The 14,374-nt window shown below is 59.5% G+C and carries 17 protein-coding genes, 1 tRNA gene, 1 other RNA gene and 1 riboswitch; of the genes, 16 read left to right on the top strand and 3 right to left on the bottom strand.

The genetic code is table 11. The features are described from left to right. Positions 1 to 7 precede the first annotated feature (7 nt). The 4 genes from AACH55_RS05410 to ssrS all read left to right on the top strand — a co-directional run bounded on the left by AACH55_RS05410 (position 8) and on the right by ssrS (position 1,799). A complete protein-coding gene (locus AACH55_RS05410; RefSeq protein ID WP_338718403.1) occupies positions 8 to 694 on the top strand; it encodes a tRNA-uridine aminocarboxypropyltransferase in 687 nt (228 codons plus the stop codon). 196 nt (positions 695 to 890) lie between these two features. Next, positions 891 to 1,124 (top strand): DUF904 domain-containing protein, encoded by a 234-nt coding sequence (locus tag AACH55_RS05405; protein WP_338718402.1) that lies wholly within the window; start codon positions 891 to 893, stop codon positions 1,122 to 1,124. Continuing rightward, complete coding sequence (locus tag AACH55_RS05400) at positions 1,121 to 1,438, top strand: cell division protein ZapA (protein ID WP_034330349.1); 318 nt, start codon at positions 1,121 to 1,123, stop codon at positions 1,436 to 1,438. The genes AACH55_RS05405 and AACH55_RS05400 overlap by 4 nt, the downstream gene beginning before the upstream one ends. Positions 1,439 to 1,622: 184 nt before the next feature. Further along, a non-coding RNA gene (gene ssrS, locus AACH55_RS05395) (6S RNA) lies at positions 1,623 to 1,799 on the top strand. Positions 1,800 to 1,900: 101 nt separating this feature from the next. On the opposite strand, the gene nrdR is transcribed toward ssrS, so the two are convergent. Next, the gene (nrdR, locus tag AACH55_RS05390; RefSeq protein ID WP_338718401.1) at positions 1,901 to 2,380 is read right to left on the bottom strand and encodes a transcriptional regulator NrdR; all 480 of its coding nucleotides are present in this window, start codon (positions 2,378 to 2,380) and stop codon (positions 1,901 to 1,903) included. Positions 2,381 to 2,636: 256 nt separating this feature from the next. Then, the gene (glyA, locus tag AACH55_RS05385) at positions 2,637 to 3,881 is read right to left on the bottom strand and encodes a serine hydroxymethyltransferase (protein ID WP_338718400.1); all 1,245 of its coding nucleotides are present in this window, start codon (positions 3,879 to 3,881) and stop codon (positions 2,637 to 2,639) included. A 140-nt stretch (positions 3,882 to 4,021) separates the two neighbouring features. Beyond that, positions 4,022 to 4,121: riboswitch (ZMP/ZTP riboswitch) on the bottom strand. 230 nt (positions 4,122 to 4,351) lie between these two features. Here glyA and AACH55_RS05380 point away from each other — a divergent pair. From AACH55_RS05380 to AACH55_RS05325, 12 genes are all read left to right on the top strand, one after another. Continuing rightward, entirely contained in the window at positions 4,352 to 5,104 is a 753-nt protein-coding gene (locus AACH55_RS05380; RefSeq protein ID WP_338718398.1) for an SDR family oxidoreductase, read from the top strand. A 211-nt stretch (positions 5,105 to 5,315) separates the two neighbouring features. Next, the gene (gene ybgC, locus AACH55_RS05375; protein ID WP_338718396.1) at positions 5,316 to 5,750 is read left to right on the top strand and encodes a tol-pal system-associated acyl-CoA thioesterase; all 435 of its coding nucleotides are present in this window, start codon (positions 5,316 to 5,318) and stop codon (positions 5,748 to 5,750) included. A gap of 213 nt (positions 5,751 to 5,963) precedes the next feature. Then, the gene (gene tolQ / locus AACH55_RS05370; protein ID WP_008326550.1) at positions 5,964 to 6,668 is read left to right on the top strand and encodes a protein TolQ; all 705 of its coding nucleotides are present in this window, start codon (positions 5,964 to 5,966) and stop codon (positions 6,666 to 6,668) included. Then, the gene (locus AACH55_RS05365) at positions 6,668 to 7,102 is read left to right on the top strand and encodes an ExbD/TolR family protein (protein WP_338718395.1); all 435 of its coding nucleotides are present in this window, start codon (positions 6,668 to 6,670) and stop codon (positions 7,100 to 7,102) included. The genes tolQ and AACH55_RS05365 overlap by 1 nt, the downstream gene beginning before the upstream one ends. Positions 7,103 to 7,119: 17 nt before the next feature. Beyond that, complete coding sequence (gene tolA, locus AACH55_RS05360; RefSeq protein WP_338718393.1) at positions 7,120 to 8,082, top strand: cell envelope integrity protein TolA; 963 nt, start codon at positions 7,120 to 7,122, stop codon at positions 8,080 to 8,082. A 3-nt stretch (positions 8,083 to 8,085) separates the two neighbouring features. Beyond that, positions 8,086 to 9,384 (top strand): Tol-Pal system beta propeller repeat protein TolB, encoded by a 1,299-nt coding sequence (gene tolB, locus AACH55_RS05355; RefSeq protein ID WP_338718392.1) that lies wholly within the window; start codon positions 8,086 to 8,088, stop codon positions 9,382 to 9,384. A gap of 43 nt (positions 9,385 to 9,427) precedes the next feature. After that, positions 9,428 to 9,946 carry a peptidoglycan-associated lipoprotein Pal gene (gene pal, locus AACH55_RS05350; protein WP_338718391.1) on the top strand — a complete coding sequence of 173 codons (519 nt, stop codon included), beginning with the start codon at positions 9,428 to 9,430 and terminating at the stop codon, positions 9,944 to 9,946. 5 nt (positions 9,947 to 9,951) lie between these two features. Continuing rightward, positions 9,952 to 10,707 carry a tol-pal system protein YbgF gene (ybgF, locus tag AACH55_RS05345; protein ID WP_338718390.1) on the top strand — a complete coding sequence of 252 codons (756 nt, stop codon included), beginning with the start codon at positions 9,952 to 9,954 and terminating at the stop codon, positions 10,705 to 10,707. A gap of 102 nt (positions 10,708 to 10,809) precedes the next feature. Continuing rightward, a tRNA-Lys gene (locus AACH55_RS05340) sits at positions 10,810 to 10,885 on the top strand. Positions 10,886 to 11,045: 160 nt separating this feature from the next. After that, positions 11,046 to 12,071 carry a site-specific integrase gene (locus AACH55_RS05335; protein WP_338718389.1) on the top strand — a complete coding sequence of 342 codons (1,026 nt, stop codon included), beginning with the start codon at positions 11,046 to 11,048 and terminating at the stop codon, positions 12,069 to 12,071. 42 nt (positions 12,072 to 12,113) lie between these two features. Continuing rightward, the gene (locus tag AACH55_RS05330) at positions 12,114 to 12,305 is read left to right on the top strand and encodes a hypothetical protein (protein ID WP_338718387.1); all 192 of its coding nucleotides are present in this window, start codon (positions 12,114 to 12,116) and stop codon (positions 12,303 to 12,305) included. Positions 12,306 to 12,337: 32 nt separating this feature from the next. Then, positions 12,338 to 12,700, top strand: a complete 363-nt coding sequence (locus tag AACH55_RS05325) for a hypothetical protein (protein ID WP_338718386.1) — start codon at positions 12,338 to 12,340, stop codon at positions 12,698 to 12,700. Here AACH55_RS05325 and AACH55_RS05320 read toward each other — a convergent pair. After that, a protein-coding gene (locus AACH55_RS05320) for an IS3 family transposase (protein ID WP_338715475.1) occupies positions 12,689 to 13,923 on the bottom strand; the annotation gives its coding sequence in 2 pieces (ribosomal slippage) (positions 12,689 to 13,563 and positions 13,563 to 13,923; 1,236 coding nt in all). The two genes, AACH55_RS05325 and AACH55_RS05320, sit on opposite strands and share 12 nt — an antisense overlap. Positions 13,924 to 14,374: the final 451 nt, after the last annotated feature.

Raw genomic sequence — 14,374 nt, 5'->3', positions numbered from 1 at the left:
TGACATTTTGGTTTCCCACCACGATCAACAACTGGCCCGCAGATTGCTCTGTCCCATCTGCCAGAGGGCACTGACGGCATGCATTTGCCACTGGACCTCTCCCATCGACCACGCCATCGATGTGCTGATCCTGCAGCATCCGCTCGAAGTGAGCAACGCCAAGAACAGCGTGCGCCTGCTGCACCTGAGCCTGCCCTACAGCAAGCTGGTGGTGGGCTCGGTGTTCGATCCCGAAGAACTGCATGCGATGCTGCACGCGCCGTCCCGCCTGCGTGGCGTTCCCCCCAGCGAAACCGTGCATCCCGTCCTGCTCTACACGGATGACGCCTGCACCGCCGAGACCCGCTATTTCGATGCGCGCACCATGACGGTGGACAAGCAGGAACCCCTCAAGCGCATCCGCCTGGTGATCCTCGACGGCACCTGGCGCAAGAGCCGCAAGATGCTGTTCGAAAATCCGATGCTGCAAAGCCTGCCGCGCATGATGCTGATCGACACCCCGACCTCGCGCTACACCATCCGCAAGTCGCACAAGCCCGAGCAACTGGCCACCCTCGAAGCCACCGGCTACGCGCTGATGCAACTGGAGCGCAACAGCGAGAAATATCATCCTCTGATGACCGCCTTCGACAACTTCGTACTGCAACAGGGCTACATGCGCATGCACGGCCAGGCCACGCGGCGCAGCGAATAGCCCCCGGCGAGCGGCGCCGGGGAACCAAACCCGGGCCGCGCGGACCAACCCATCCGGCCGCTGCGTGCGGCCGTTCTTGTTCAGGTGGCGCGGCAATACGCTTATAATTGAACGATTGAGCACTGGTCATCCTGAACATCTCTGACAAATGCTGGTGCCCGCCAGCGTCACCCCACTCCTGCGAACAAATCAACACATGAGTTCCGAATTCCTGCAACTGGCTGAAAAAGTCACACAGCTCGCCCAGCTGGCCCAAGGCCTGCGCGAAGAAAATGCCGAGCTGCGCCGGAAAGTCAAACTGCTCTCCGAAGACAACACCACCCTCGCCACCCGCGTGGATCAAGCCTACGAGCGCGTGGCCGCCGTCCTGGCGCAACTGCCGGTAGCCGCCGAGGAAGAGACGGCTGCGGCCGATGAGGAGGCTGCATGAGCACCATCCAGATCAACGCCATGATCATGGGCCAGTCCTACACGCTGGCCTGCCAGGAAGGCGAACAGGCTGCGCTGCATCACGCAGTGGCCTATCTCGACCAGAAGATGCGCGCCATCCGCGACGCCGGTCGCATCAAGGGCACCGACCGTATCGCCGTGATGGCAGGCCTGGGCATCGCCGCCGAGTTGCTGAGCATGCAACGCGCCGAAGGCCCGTTTGCCGGCCTCACCATTGCCCAGTGGCAGCAGCAGATCGCCGCCATCACCGAGGTGGTGGACCAGGCGCTGGCACCGCAGGAAAAACTGTTCTGAGCATGTCGTCAGCATGATGCTGACAGCGGACATGCTCTACACGCTGCAAAGAAAAATGGCTGCCTTGCGCAGCCATTTTTGCTTCCTTGCCCGGCTCCACTGATGCATCGAAAATCCGGTTACAAAATCGTGGACTTATTTTCGGCGAAGGTCTTGGAGGAGAACCCTGAATGGGTTAGACTTCGTACTCCTGCCGTGTTCGCGATTGCCATATATTCCTTGAACCATTTACGAGCATAGGCTGTGGGATCGTTCGATGGGCGTGAGCGTCGCTAGTCCGATGAACCCGAAATTGAACTACTGCAGCCAACTTGAACCGTCAGGTTCAGGATGCCGGCACAGCGGCACAGGCGGGACTTGATTCAAGGAAAACGGCTGCATCTGCAGCCGTTTTTTTATGCCTGTTTACCTTGTGAGTGGATCAGAAAAGTGCATGCATTCATGCACCCGGCCACGCTGGCGTCAGCTCTCCCGCTTCTTGGCCGCCTTGCGCTCCAGCCCCACTTCATCGATGGCATCCTGGAATTCGGTCACATCCTCGAAGCTCTTGTAGACCGAGGCAAATCGGATGTAGGCGATCTTGTCCAGGCGCTTCAGTTCGCGCATCACCAGCTCCCCCACCTGTCCCGACATGACCTCGCGCTCGCCGCTTTGCAGCAACTTGTCCTGGATGCTCTGGATGGCCATGTCCACCGCCTCGGCCGACACCGGGCGCTTGCGCAGGGCCAGCATGAGACTGCCGCGCAGCTTGGCCGGATCGAAGTCGGTGCGGCTGCCATTCTTCTTCACGATCACCGGCATGGTCAGCTCGATACGTTCATAGGTCGTGAAGCGCTTGTCGCAATTGCCGCAGCGGCGGCGGCGTCGGATCGAATGGCCGTCCTCGGACAGGCGCGTATCCAGCACCGGGGTGTCTTCGTGATTGCAGAATGGGCACTTCATGGTGGCAGTGATGTGATTGAGCTGGATGAGCTGGACAATGAGGGCAAGCCCCTCGTGACTTCGATGCCGCAGATCGGCGCGGCCAGGGCGAAGCCCGGAGTATTGCATCGCCGTCCCGCCAGGACCATCGTATGGTAGTGCAGATAAGCGACGGCGCCCGCAGGAACGGGCGCCGTCAGGACCAACTTTTCAATTTTCCCGATTTTGGCAGGAAACTTCATGCCGGCCCGCAACGGGCCGGCCCTGCCAACACCAATCAGCCGTAGACCGGGAAGGCGTCGGTCAGCTTCTTCACTTCGGCCTTGACGCGCTCGATGGTGGCGGCGTCGTGCGGGTTGTCCAGCACGTCGGCGATCAGGTTGCCGACCTTCTCGGCTTCGGCTTCCTTGAAACCACGGGTGGTCATGGCCGGGCTGCCCAGGCGGATGCCGGAGGTCACGAATGGCTTTTCCGGATCGTTGGGGATGCCGTTCTTGTTGCAGGTCATGTGGGCCGAACCCAGGATGGCTTCGGCTTCCTTGCCGGTCAGGCCCTTCGGACGCAGGTCCACCAGCATCACGTGCGACTCGGTGCCGCCTGAGACGATGCGCAGGCCGCGCTTGATCAGGGTCTTGGCCAGCACGTCGGCATTCTTCACCACTTGCTGCTGGTAGGCCTTGAATTCGGGCGAAGCCGCTTCCTTGAAGGCCACGGCCTTGGCCGCGATCACGTGCATCAGCGGACCACCCTGGATGCCGGGGAAGATGGCCGAGTTGATGGCCTTCTCATGCTCGGCCTTCATCAGGATCACGCCACCGCGCGGACCGCGCAGGGACTTGTGGGTGGTCGAGGTCACGAAGTCGGCGAAGGGCACCGGGTTGGGGTACACGCCAGCGGCGATCAGGCCGGCGTAGTGGGCCATGTCGACCATGAAGTAGGCGCCGACTTCCTTGGCGATCTTGGCGAAGCGCTCGAAGTCGATGCGCAGCGAGTAAGCCGAGGCGCCAGCGATGATCAGCCTGGGCTTCTTCTCACGGGCCAGGCGTTCCATGGCCTCGTAGTCGATTTCTTCCTTTTCGTTCAGGCCGTAGGAGACCACGTTGAACCACTTGCCCGACATGTTCAGCGCCATGCCGTGGGTCAGGTGACCGCCTTCTGCCAGCGACATGCCCATGATGGTGTCGCCCGGCTTCAACATGGCGAAGAACACGCCCTGGTTGGCCTGGGAACCGGAGTTCGGTTGCACGTTGGCGGCTTCGGCGCCGAACAGGGCCTTCAGACGGTCGATGGCCAGCTGTTCGGCCACGTCCACGTATTCGCAGCCACCGTAGTAGCGCTTGCCCGGATAGCCTTCGGCGTACTTGTTGGTCAGCTGCGAACCTTGCGCCTCCATCACGGCCGGCGAGGTGTAGTTTTCGGACGCGATCAGCTCGATGTGATCCTGCTGGCGGGTGTTTTCCTTCTGGATGGCAGACCACAGGTCGGGATCGACTTTTGAGAGAGTCTGGTTCTTGTCAAACATGGTGTTTCTCCAAATTGATGAGCTGCGGCCGAAGATCGTGTCACCGGCAGGATGCGGACATGCCGGTAGCTCGACTTCCGAAATCGAATGAGGGCCAGAAAATGGTGTGGGAGTGCGGGCAGCCTCAGTCGTACTGTCCATTCGGCTGCCCAGGCGCACGGCTGTTGAAATCTCACGCTTCCCGATGGATCCCCATCTTGGCCGGTTTTACGCGGCGTTTCGCCAGTCACGTGAGACGAAATGGTGAGCGCATTGTAGTGAAACGGGGCGATTTGGGCAAGAACCATGGCGGCTTCGCAACAGCGCCGCTCCAGGGCGAAATGAAGGAAAAAGCGAGCCCTCCCTCGTAAAAAGCGGCTTTCGGCTACAATTTCGTTTTATTCCCGGCACTGGCATGAAGGCTTGCGCAACTTGCGATGCCACTGCCCGCCCAGCCCCCCCCAACTGCCACATAACAGGAGAATCAAAAGATGGTCGTCTTGATTACCGGAGCAACTGCAGGCTTCGGCGCCGCCATGGCGCGCAAATTTGCCGGCAACGGTCACAAGGTGATCGCCGCCGGTCGCCGCAAGGAGCGCCTGGATGATCTGGTCAAGGAGCTGGGTGCCGACAAGATCCTGCCCCTCGTGCTGGACGTGACCAGCAAGGAATCGATCAACGCCGGCCTGGCCAGCCTCTCGGGTGAATGGAAGCAGGTCGACGTGCTCATCAACAACGCCGGCCTGGCACTGGGCCTGGGCCCGGCCCATGAAGTGGCGCTGTCGGACTGGGAAACCATGATCGACACCAACGTCAAGGGCCTGGTCACCATCACCCACGCCCTGCTGCCGGAAATGGTCAAGCGCGGCAGCGGCACCATCATCAACCTGGGCTCGGTGGCCGGTGCCTACCCCTACCCGGGCGGCAACGTCTACGGCGCCACCAAGGCCTTCGTCGACCAGTTCACCCTGAACCTGCGCGCCGACCTGGTGGGCACCGGCGTGCGCGCCACCAACCTGGCCCCCGGCCTGTGCGGCGGCACCGAGTTCTCCAACGTGCGCTTCAAGGGCGACGATAGCGCCGCGGCCAAGGTATATGAAGGAACCACCCCGCTGACGGCCGAAGACATCGCAGAAGCCGCCTTCTGGGTCGCCACCATGCCCGCCCATGTGAACATCAATTACATGGAACTGATGCCGACCTGCCAGGGCTTCAGCCCCTTCAACATCAAGCGCAAACAGTAAGGGATGGGGTAGAATGGCGTTTTTGCCGACGGCGCCCTGGCGCAGCAAGAACGCCTCCCGTAGCTGTTTGCTTGGCTGACTGGCAAGTTCTTCAGGCAGCGGCCGGTAGCCAACCGGCCGGCTTGCTGACCGGCATCATCCTGAGTCCTTGATTCATTTTTTCTGATTCTTTCTCCGCTGCCACAGCAGATTTCCCAATAACAAGAAGCATATGAGTGCCGCCAGTAGTCCATTCGACTGGAACATCCGGGTCTATTACGAAGATACCGACACCGGAGGCGTGGTCTTCTACGCCAACTACCTGAAGTTCTTCGAGCGCGCGCGGACGGAATGGCTGCGCTCCTTCGGTTTCCAGCAACAGCACCTGGCCGAGACCACCGGCGCCCTCTTCGTGGTCAGGAACACCAGCGTCGACTATCTCTCGCCGGCCCGCCTGGACGATGAACTCCGCCTGACCGTCGTGGTCGAAAAACTTCGAAATGCTTCCATGCAATTCATCCAGGAGGCTTGGCGCCTGCCGTCGGGGGACGGCGAACCCAGGCTGCTGGCCCGCGGCAGCATCACCGTCGTCTGCGTGGACCAGGCCACTTTCCGGCCCCGCCCGATTCCTGACGAAGTGCTGACTTGCATCAAGAAGGCCGCATGATGTCAACGGAAAAGCTCATCCGCGCCTTTATGGCACAGGGATCCGCGCCTGCCTGCAGGCCGCTCTCGCCGGCTGGGACGATCTGCCGCAGGGAAAACTTCTGTCCGTATTTGCCGTCTTTTGTTTCGTATTGCCTGCACGCCAACTGAACAAAACAAAAGATTTTTAACTCTCGACTATCCAAACGCCGCCTCCAAGCCGCCACACTTTCCCATGAATGTCACACAAGACCTGTCCTTCATTTCACTGATCGCAAACGCGTCCGTCCTGGTGCAACTGGTGATGTTGCTGCTGTTGTCGGCCTCGGTCACCAGCTGGACCTACATCTTCCGCAAGATGTTCACCATCCGCTCGGCCCGCGTGCAGACCGAGGAATTCGAGCGCGTCTTCTGGTCCGGCGGCAACCTCTCGGCGCTGTACCAGGACGCCCTGTCCAACCGCCGCAAGGCCGGTGGCGCCGGTGGCGCGCTGGAACGCATCTTCCAGGCCGGCATGGGTGAATTCACCAAGGCCAAGGCCTCGGTGGCAGCCCGTGGCGGTGCGGTCGATCCCGGCCTGCTGCTGGACGGCGCCCGCCGCGCCATGCGCGCAGCCTATCAGCGCGAGATGGATGCACTGGAATCGCACCTGGCCTTCCTGGCCTCGGTGGGTTCGGTCTCCCCCTACGTGGGCCTGTTCGGCACCGTCTGGGGCATCATGAACGCCTTCCGCGGCCTGGCCAACGTGCAGCAGGCGACCCTGGCGGCTGTGGCCCCGGGCATTGCCGAAGCCCTCATCGCCACCGCCATCGGCCTGTTCGCGGCGATCCCGGCGGTGGTCGCTTACAACCGCTATTCGCATGACATCGACCGTCTGGCGATCCGCTTCGAAAGCTTCATCGAAGAGTTCTCCAACATCTTGCAACGTCAGGCACGCTAATGGCTGGCTCATCGATGCGCGGGGGCCGTCCCCGCAAGTTCAAGTCCGAGATCAACGTCGTGCCCTACATCGACGTGATGCTGGTGCTGCTCATCATCTTCATGGTGGCCACGCCGATCACCAATCCCAGCGTGATCAACCTGCCCACGGCGGGCAAGTCCACGCAGCCTCCGTCGGACTACATCGAGATTGCCTTGAAGCCCAACGCCCAGGCCACCATCCGCATCAATGGCCCCAAGAGCGGCGGCAAGAAAGCCGAGACCGTGACCGGCAAGACCGACCTGGCCGAGCGCCTGCGCCATCTGCATGAAGACAATCCCGACCTGGCGGTGATGATTTCGGCCGACAAGGACATCAAGTACGACGACGTGGTGCAGGTCATCTCGGAAGCCAAGAAACAAGGAATCGCGCGGGTCGGCCTGGCCACCAAGTAAGCGCACAGCCGAGTGATATGAGCGATAACGCACACTACACCATCCCCAAGCCGCCCGGCCGCTGGCGCGCCATCACGCTGGCGCTGGTGATGCACGTGGCCTTGTTCCTGTTCTTCTGGATCGGGATCCGCTGGCAGAGCGAAACGCCGCTGACGGTGGAAGCCGAGATCTGGGATCCGCAATACAAGGAAGCCGCGCCGCTGCCTACGCCGCCGCAGCCGGAACCTGATCCGGTGGTGGAGCCGCCCAAGCCGCAACCCCAGCCGCAACCTGAACCCAAGCCCGTTCCGCCCAAGGTGATCGACGAACCCAAGGTCGAGAAACCCGATATCGCCTTGCAGAAGGAGAAGGAAAAGAAGCGCAAGGAAGAGCAGGAAAAGGCCGACAAGCTCAAGGCCGAGAAGGAAAAGGCCGAGCGCGAAAAGAAGGAACAGGCCGAAAAGGACAAGGCTGAACGCGAGAAGAAGGAAAAGCTGGAAGCCGACAAGCAGAAGAAGTTGAAGGAAGAAAAGCAGAAGGAAGAAGAAGCCAAGAAGAAGGCCGACGCCGAGAAGCAGGCTGCCGACAAGAAGAAACAGCAGCAAGCTGCGGCCGACGCCAAGGCCGCTGAACAGCGTCGCCAGGAAGACTTGAAGCGCATGATGGGCCAGGCCACCAGTGCCACCGGTGGCACCGGCACGGCCGAGAAGTCGCAGGGTCCGAAGGGCAGCCCCAACTACGCCAACAAGTTGCGCGCCAAGATCAAGAGCAACACGGTCTTCGACAACAGCGACGTCAGCGGAAACCCTGCCGGGGAGTACACTGTCGAATTGTTCCCGGACGGGACAGTACGCAGCGTGCGTGTGAACAAGCCTTCAGGCGTCCCGGGCTTCGACGAAGCCGTGCGTACTGCCGTCATGAAGTCGCAGCCCTTCCCGGCCGACACGGATGGCAAGGTACCGTCCAGCTTCACATTCACCCATTATCCGAAAGATCAGTAAACGATGATTAAAACCCGTTACCTGACCCTGAGTCTGACGCGCATCGCCGCTGCCACCGTGGCGGTGGCCGGCCTGTCCTTCGCTCCGGCCTCGCAGGCGCAGCTGCGCTTCGAGATCACCGGCGTGGGTGCCTCGCAGATTCCGGTGGCCATCACCGCCTTCCCCGGCGAAGAATCCGCGCCGCAGCAGATCACCTCGGTGGTCAAGGCCGACCTGGCCAGAAGCGGCGTCTTCAAGCTGATCGACAATGGCGATGCGCTGTCGGATTCCTCGCCCATCAACTATGCCGACTGGCAGAAGCGCGGTGCGAATGCACTGGCCGTGGGCAGCGTCACGCGCCTGGCCGACGGCCGCTTCGATGTGCGTTATCGCCTCTTCGATACGGTGCAGTCTAGCCAGCTCTCGGCCCTGTCCATCGGTGCCCAGCCGCAACTGCTGCGCCTGACCGCGCACAAGATCGCCGACGACATCTACCAGAAGTTGACCGGCATCCCCGGCATCTTCTCCACCCGTATTTCCTATGTCACCAAGTCCGGCAATGAATACCGCCTGGAAGTGGCCGATGCCGATGGTGAAGGCACGCAGGTGGCGCTGCGCTCCAACGAGCCCATCATCTCCCCGGCCTGGTCGCCTGATGGCACCAAGGTCGCCTACGTCTCCTTCGAGATGAAGAAGCCGGTGGTCTACATCCAGAACCTGGTCACGCGCCAGCGCTCCATCGTGGCCAACTTCAAGGGCAGCAACTCGGCCCCGGCCTGGTCGCCGGACGGCTCGCGCCTGGCCGTGGCGCTGACGCGCGATGGCCTGACCCAGGTCTACGTCATCAATGCAGATGGTTCGGGCCTGCGCCGCCTGACCAACAGTGCCGGCATCGATACCGAGCCGCAGTTTTCGCCCGATGGCGGCAGCATCTACTTCACCAGCGACCGCAGCGGCGGCCCGCAGGTGTACAAGGTGGGCCTGGATGGCGGCTCACCCCAGCGCGTCACCTTCAATGGCAGCTACAACATCAGCCCCCGCATTTCGCCTGACGGCAAGACGCTGGCCTTCATCTCGCGTCGCGACGGCCTGTTCCAGCTGTATGCACTGGACCTGACCAATGGCCAGGAGATTCGCCTCTCCGACGGCAGCCGCGACCAGTCGCCCAGCTTTGCGCCCAACGGCAAATACATCATGTACGCGACGGAATCTGGTCGTCGCGGATCCCTGGCCGTCGTTTCCACCGACGGTCGAATCAAACAGCGTCTGACGACGCAGGCCGGTGATATCAGGGAACCGACCTGGGGTCCGTTCATGAAATAAAGAAATCCAATATTGCTTTCATCACGACAAGGAGAAATCCAAAATGCGCACTATCAGTACCTTCGCCCTCATCGTTTCCAGCGCAGTTCTGCTGGCTGCCTGCTCGTCCACCAAGCTGGACGACAAGGCCAACGCCCCCGTGCAGACCGGCGCCAGCAACGGCGCTGACACCCGCACCGTGGGCACCGTCAACGCCGGTTCGGTCGATCCGCTGAACGACCCGCAAGGCGTGCTGGCCAAGCGTAGCGTGTACTTCGACTACGACAGCTACACCGTCAAGCCGGAATACCGTACCGTCATCGAAAACCACGCCAAGTACCTGGTGGCCCACAAGGACCGCAAGGTGATCATCCAGGGCAACACCGATGATCGCGGCGGCGCCGAATACAACCTGGCTCTGGGCCAGAAGCGTGCTGAAGCCGTCCGCAAGGCCCTGGTCCTGCTGGGCGTGTCCGACGCACAAGTGGAAGCGGTTTCCTTCGGCAAGGAAAAGCCGAAGGCACTGGGCCAGGATGAAGCGGCCTACGCTGAAAACCGTCGCGCTGACATCGCTTACCAATAATTGTCATGCATACCGCTTTCAAACTGAAATCGGTAACCGTGGCGGCCTTGCTGGCCGCCACGGCTTTCTTACCGCTTACCGCCCGAGCCGGCCTGTTTGATGATGACGAGGCGCGCAAGGCCATCCTGGACATCCGCTCCAAGATCGAAGCCCTGCAGCGTGACGTCGCCAACAAGGCTGACAAGAACAGTGTCCTGACGCTCTCGGACCGCAACGACAACCTGCAATCCCAGATTGCGGCGCTGCGCGGCCAGATCGAGGTGCTGACCAACGAGATTACCAACGCCCAGCAACGTCAGAAGGATTTCTACGTCGACCTGGACGCGCGCCTGCGCAAGCTGGAGCCGCAACAGGTGCAAGTGGATGGCCAGACCGTGGCTGTGGGCGTATCCGAACAGCAGGCCTATGATGCGGCCCTGTCGCAATTCAAGGGTGGCGACTACAAGGGCGCGGCCAATGCCTTTGCCGACTTCCTGAAGCGCTATCCGCAATCCGGCTATGCCGCCTCGGCGCAATACTGGCAAGGCAATGCCCTGTACGCCCAGCGCGACTACAAGGGCGCCATCGCTGCGCAGCAGGTGGTAGTGAAGAATTATCCCGACAACCCCAAGGCGGCCGACGCCCTGCTCAACATCGCCAGTTCGCAAGCTGAACTGAAAGACAAGGCAGCGGCCAAGAAAACGTTGGAACAGTTGATCGCCAAGTACCCGAACACCCCGGCCGCACAGACCGGCAAGGAACGGATGGCCTCGCTCAAGTAAGCGAAGCGGGCGGATGCTGTGGTGTTACATGCGATGGCCGATGGTTTGTGAGGCCGGAGTGTTGACACCGCCGATAGAGTTTGCCTATAATAGCGGTCTTTCGGGTCGTTAGCTCAGTTGGTAGAGCAGCGGACTTTTAATCCGTTGGTCGCAGGTTCGAGTCCCGCACGGCCTACCACGAATTTGCAGCAAGAAAATCAAGCACTTACGAGAAATCGTGGTGCTTTTTTTTCGTCCATAGCTATGGGCTGCCTATTCAAAAACTGGCCTTTGCCGGAATTCTGCCGGAACCGGAAAATCCAGACCAAGCGTTCAATCAACGTACTTGGGAACTGGAAATGGCATACATACAGCAGCGCGGGGAGTTCTGGCGCGTCGAAATTCGACGGCGCGGACACAAACCTGTCTATCACACCTTCGACACCCTCAAAAAAGCCCAACAGGAAGCACGGCGCATCGAGGCGGCCATGGATGCCGGCTCCTTCGTCGATCAATCTGAAGCTGAGAAGACCACCCTTCGCCAGGCTCTAGAACGCTATCGCAAAGAGGTAGTACCGAATAAGCGCCATCCATACCAGGAAGAGCGGCGCATTGATCGATGGCTTGAAACTGACTTGGCCTACAAGACACTAGCCGGACTTAGGGGAGCAGATTTTGCTCAATATCGAGACCAGCGCAGAGCATTAGGACGCGCCGAGAATACGATTCGCCTAGAGCTCCAGTTAGTGAGCCATTTATTCGAAATCGCGCGCAAAGAATGGGGACTGGAGGGACTCCCCAATCCGCTGAAGAATATCCGCAAGCCAGGAGGTAGCAGAGCGAGAGAACGACGACTGCTTCCAGGCGAATATGAACAAATTTTGGCTCACCTGCAGGCAAGCGCCAACTCGTTCGCCGCTGCGGCATTCACGCTTGCAATAGAAACAAGCCTACGTCAGGGCACACTGTTCAAGCTTCAGTGGGAATGGGTCAACCTAGAAAAACGCCTTATTCACATTCCCAAGATTGAGCGCGAGAGCGGAAACAAAGGCGTGCCGGCAACCCTCCCCCTATCGACGAGAGCAGTCACAGTACTACGAGCCCTTCATGATGCCTACCAGATAGCACACCCGGATTGCGCCCTTACCGGCCAAGTTCTGGCCACATCCGCGAATTCCGTCACCTGCGTTTGGAAGCGTGCCATGAAGAAACTGAATATTTCGGATCTCCGCTGGCATGACCTCCGCCATGAGGCCGTATCTCGTCTCTTCGAAAGAGGCCTCAACCCATTAGAGGCGGCAAGTATCTCGGGGCACAAAACTCTGCAAATGCTCGCTAGATACACACACTTACGTCCAGAGTCACTCCTAGACCGGCTCGGTTAGGCACGCGAGTAAACCCAGAGAAACAGAACTTGGAGTATCAACATGCAAAACACCCATTTCATCGTCGGAACGCTAGTCGTCGAAGATCTCTTATGCGAGATGTCTCAGGAACTTGAAGAAAATGCTGATGCCCTCAACCGTCTGGTGGCTTGTCTGCATCCGATGCTTGATCGCGCCGCAGAGGCTTGGTGGTCCTTATTACCGATCACTCAGAAATTACGAATGATGGCCTAGGTAGTGTGATTGTTGGCGCGCCTGACCGCAGCATGAATCTGCGCGACCATGATGACGCCTACTTCCAGCTGGGTTATGAGGATGAGTGGCCTACCTATAGGCGCCTGAAATACGGAATCACAATTAATGGAATACGAACAATAGATCTATATCGCTGGCAATGGGGCTGCCTATGGGATAAGGGCATTCTTCAAGAACCTTGGACTCGAGCTTATCAAGGGCTTGACGCACACACACCGATTGAAGACTTTTTGGAAGAGATGGTCTCAGTGTGGAAGGAACGCAGAAAAGCTGATGAGCTCATCGTAATGACCGGTAATAGGATTTTTGCAGACTCAAGCAATGCTGTAGTTGCCCCCGCAATTCAGGACACTCAGACATCGTTAAGTTACTGATGCTGCAGCCCGTCTGAACTCGCGAGGCGAGCGGTATTTCAGGGCCTTGTGCGGATGGCGCTCATTGTATTGCTCGAAGGCAGAGGCCAGATGCGTGAGCGCCGTAGGCACATCGGGCTTGTCCATGAAGGCGATGTAATCATGCTTCATCGTTTTTACGAACCGCTCCGCCATGCCGTTACTCTGTGGCGAGCGCACGGGCGTGGTCAAGGGCTCCAATCCCAGCTCGCGAGCGAAGCTGCGTGTGCGATGGTCGATGTAGGCCGAGCCGTTGTCGCTGAGCCATTCAATCACCTGTGGAGTCTGCGTGCTTCCAAACCTCTGCTCCACGGCGGCCAGCATCACGTCGCGCACGACATCCCCGCTATGCCCACCGGTAGTGGCCGCCCAGCTGATGGCTTCACGGTCACAACAATCCAGTGCAAACGTCACTCTCAATGCAGCCCCGTCATCACAACGGAATTCGAAGCCGTCCGAACACCAGCGCGCATTACTTTGCTTGACCGCTACGCGACCATCGTGGCGTCGATTGTCGCGTCTCACACCAGGTCGGCGCAGCAGCAACGCGTGCTCTCGCATGACGCGATAGACCCGCTTATGGTTCACGCACGCTTGCCCCAGAGATTCCCGGCTACGTCGCAGCAAAGCCCAGATGCGGCGATAGCCATAGCTCGGCAAGCTCGCGACATACAGCTCAATCTCTTCGAGCAAGCCGCTGTCGCCGACTTTGCGAGCACTACGGCCATCTCGCCATTCCGGGCTCCGGGCTCGTTTTACTGCCACTGCAGAGCGCGCCACACCGAGAACGTCACAGACCACTTTCATTGGTCGTCCTCCGGCAGCAAGGGCGAGCGCGCAATCAGGTTTTTTGACCGGCCCCATTCGACGGCCTCGCGCAGAATCTCGTTCTCCATGGTCTTCTTGCCCAACAGCCGCTGCAGTTCTTTGATTTCCTTGATGGCCGCGGCCAGCTCCGAGGCCGGGACTACCGTCTCGCCAGCCTTGACGGCGGTCAGACTGCCTTCCTGGTACTGCTTGCGCCAACCAAACACCTGGTTCGCGTTCACCCCGTGTCGCCTGGCAACGGCTGATACGGAAGCTCCAGGAGCCAAGGTCTCCTGGACGATGGCTATTTTTTCTTGGGGCGTGCGTCTTCTGCGACGCTCCGGCTCGGTCAGAATCTCGATGTGCTCCACGGTTTGCCTAGTCGTAAAACTGGTCATAAGACTATCCTCTATTTTAAGAGAGTCTTCGTGTCCTGAGATTCAAGGGGCTATTCCAAATGCCCTATTTAAAAATGTATTTTCCGGGCTTAATGAAGACATCATGGAGAAACTTCGAAAGCTGAATAAGCGAGATCTCGAACTATTTTTCCTTCATCTAAAAAATGGTGCCGAGATGGCGTTTGCCAGGGGAGAAATTTCCAGTTAGACAACAACATCATTTTTAATCTGCAAACCGGCCGCCAGAGGCCTTTCACCTTCAGCCCCTCCTTGCCCATTCTAATGATCGCTCGATGACGGGGCAGCCAACGCTTTAATTATGCTTTCCCGCAGTGTCCCCTTTTTTAGAGGCTTCTAGGCTCAGCTCGCGCTTTCGGCGGATATTTGCGTCGAAGCCATCTCCTCGCAAAGCATATTGCTTTGGACAAAAAAATATCATAAGAAACTTTTA

This window comes from Herbaspirillum sp. DW155 (assembly GCF_037076565.1).
In the GTDB taxonomy this organism is placed as follows: domain Bacteria; phylum Pseudomonadota; class Gammaproteobacteria; order Burkholderiales; family Burkholderiaceae_D; genus Herbaspirillum.
Note: the sequence above shows the minus strand (reverse complement) of the source record. Positions and strands in the feature narration are given on the sequence as shown.

Coding starts and splice junctions, on each gene's coding strand:
- AACH55_RS05405 (WP_338718402.1), top strand. CDS start 891: ATGAGTTCCGAATTCCTGCAACTGGCTGAAAAAGTCACACAGCTCGCC.
- AACH55_RS05400 (WP_034330349.1), top strand. CDS start 1,121: ATGAGCACCATCCAGATCAACGCCATGATCATGGGCCAGTCCTACACG.
- nrdR (WP_338718401.1), bottom strand. CDS start 2,380: ATGAAGTGCCCATTCTGCAATCACGAAGACACCCCGGTGCTGGATACG.
- glyA (WP_338718400.1), bottom strand. CDS start 3,881: ATGTTTGACAAGAACCAGACTCTCTCAAAAGTCGATCCCGACCTGTGG.
- AACH55_RS05380 (WP_338718398.1), top strand. CDS start 4,352: ATGGTCGTCTTGATTACCGGAGCAACTGCAGGCTTCGGCGCCGCCATG.
- ybgC (WP_338718396.1), top strand. CDS start 5,316: ATGAGTGCCGCCAGTAGTCCATTCGACTGGAACATCCGGGTCTATTAC.
- tolQ (WP_008326550.1), top strand. CDS start 5,964: ATGAATGTCACACAAGACCTGTCCTTCATTTCACTGATCGCAAACGCG.
- AACH55_RS05365 (WP_338718395.1), top strand. CDS start 6,668: ATGGCTGGCTCATCGATGCGCGGGGGCCGTCCCCGCAAGTTCAAGTCC.
- tolA (WP_338718393.1), top strand. CDS start 7,120: ATGAGCGATAACGCACACTACACCATCCCCAAGCCGCCCGGCCGCTGG.
- tolB (WP_338718392.1), top strand. CDS start 8,086: ATGATTAAAACCCGTTACCTGACCCTGAGTCTGACGCGCATCGCCGCT.
- pal (WP_338718391.1), top strand. CDS start 9,428: ATGCGCACTATCAGTACCTTCGCCCTCATCGTTTCCAGCGCAGTTCTG.
- ybgF (WP_338718390.1), top strand. CDS start 9,952: ATGCATACCGCTTTCAAACTGAAATCGGTAACCGTGGCGGCCTTGCTG.
- AACH55_RS05335 (WP_338718389.1), top strand. CDS start 11,046: ATGGCATACATACAGCAGCGCGGGGAGTTCTGGCGCGTCGAAATTCGA.
- AACH55_RS05330 (WP_338718387.1), top strand. CDS start 12,114: ATGCAAAACACCCATTTCATCGTCGGAACGCTAGTCGTCGAAGATCTC.
- AACH55_RS05325 (WP_338718386.1), top strand. CDS start 12,338: ATGAATCTGCGCGACCATGATGACGCCTACTTCCAGCTGGGTTATGAG.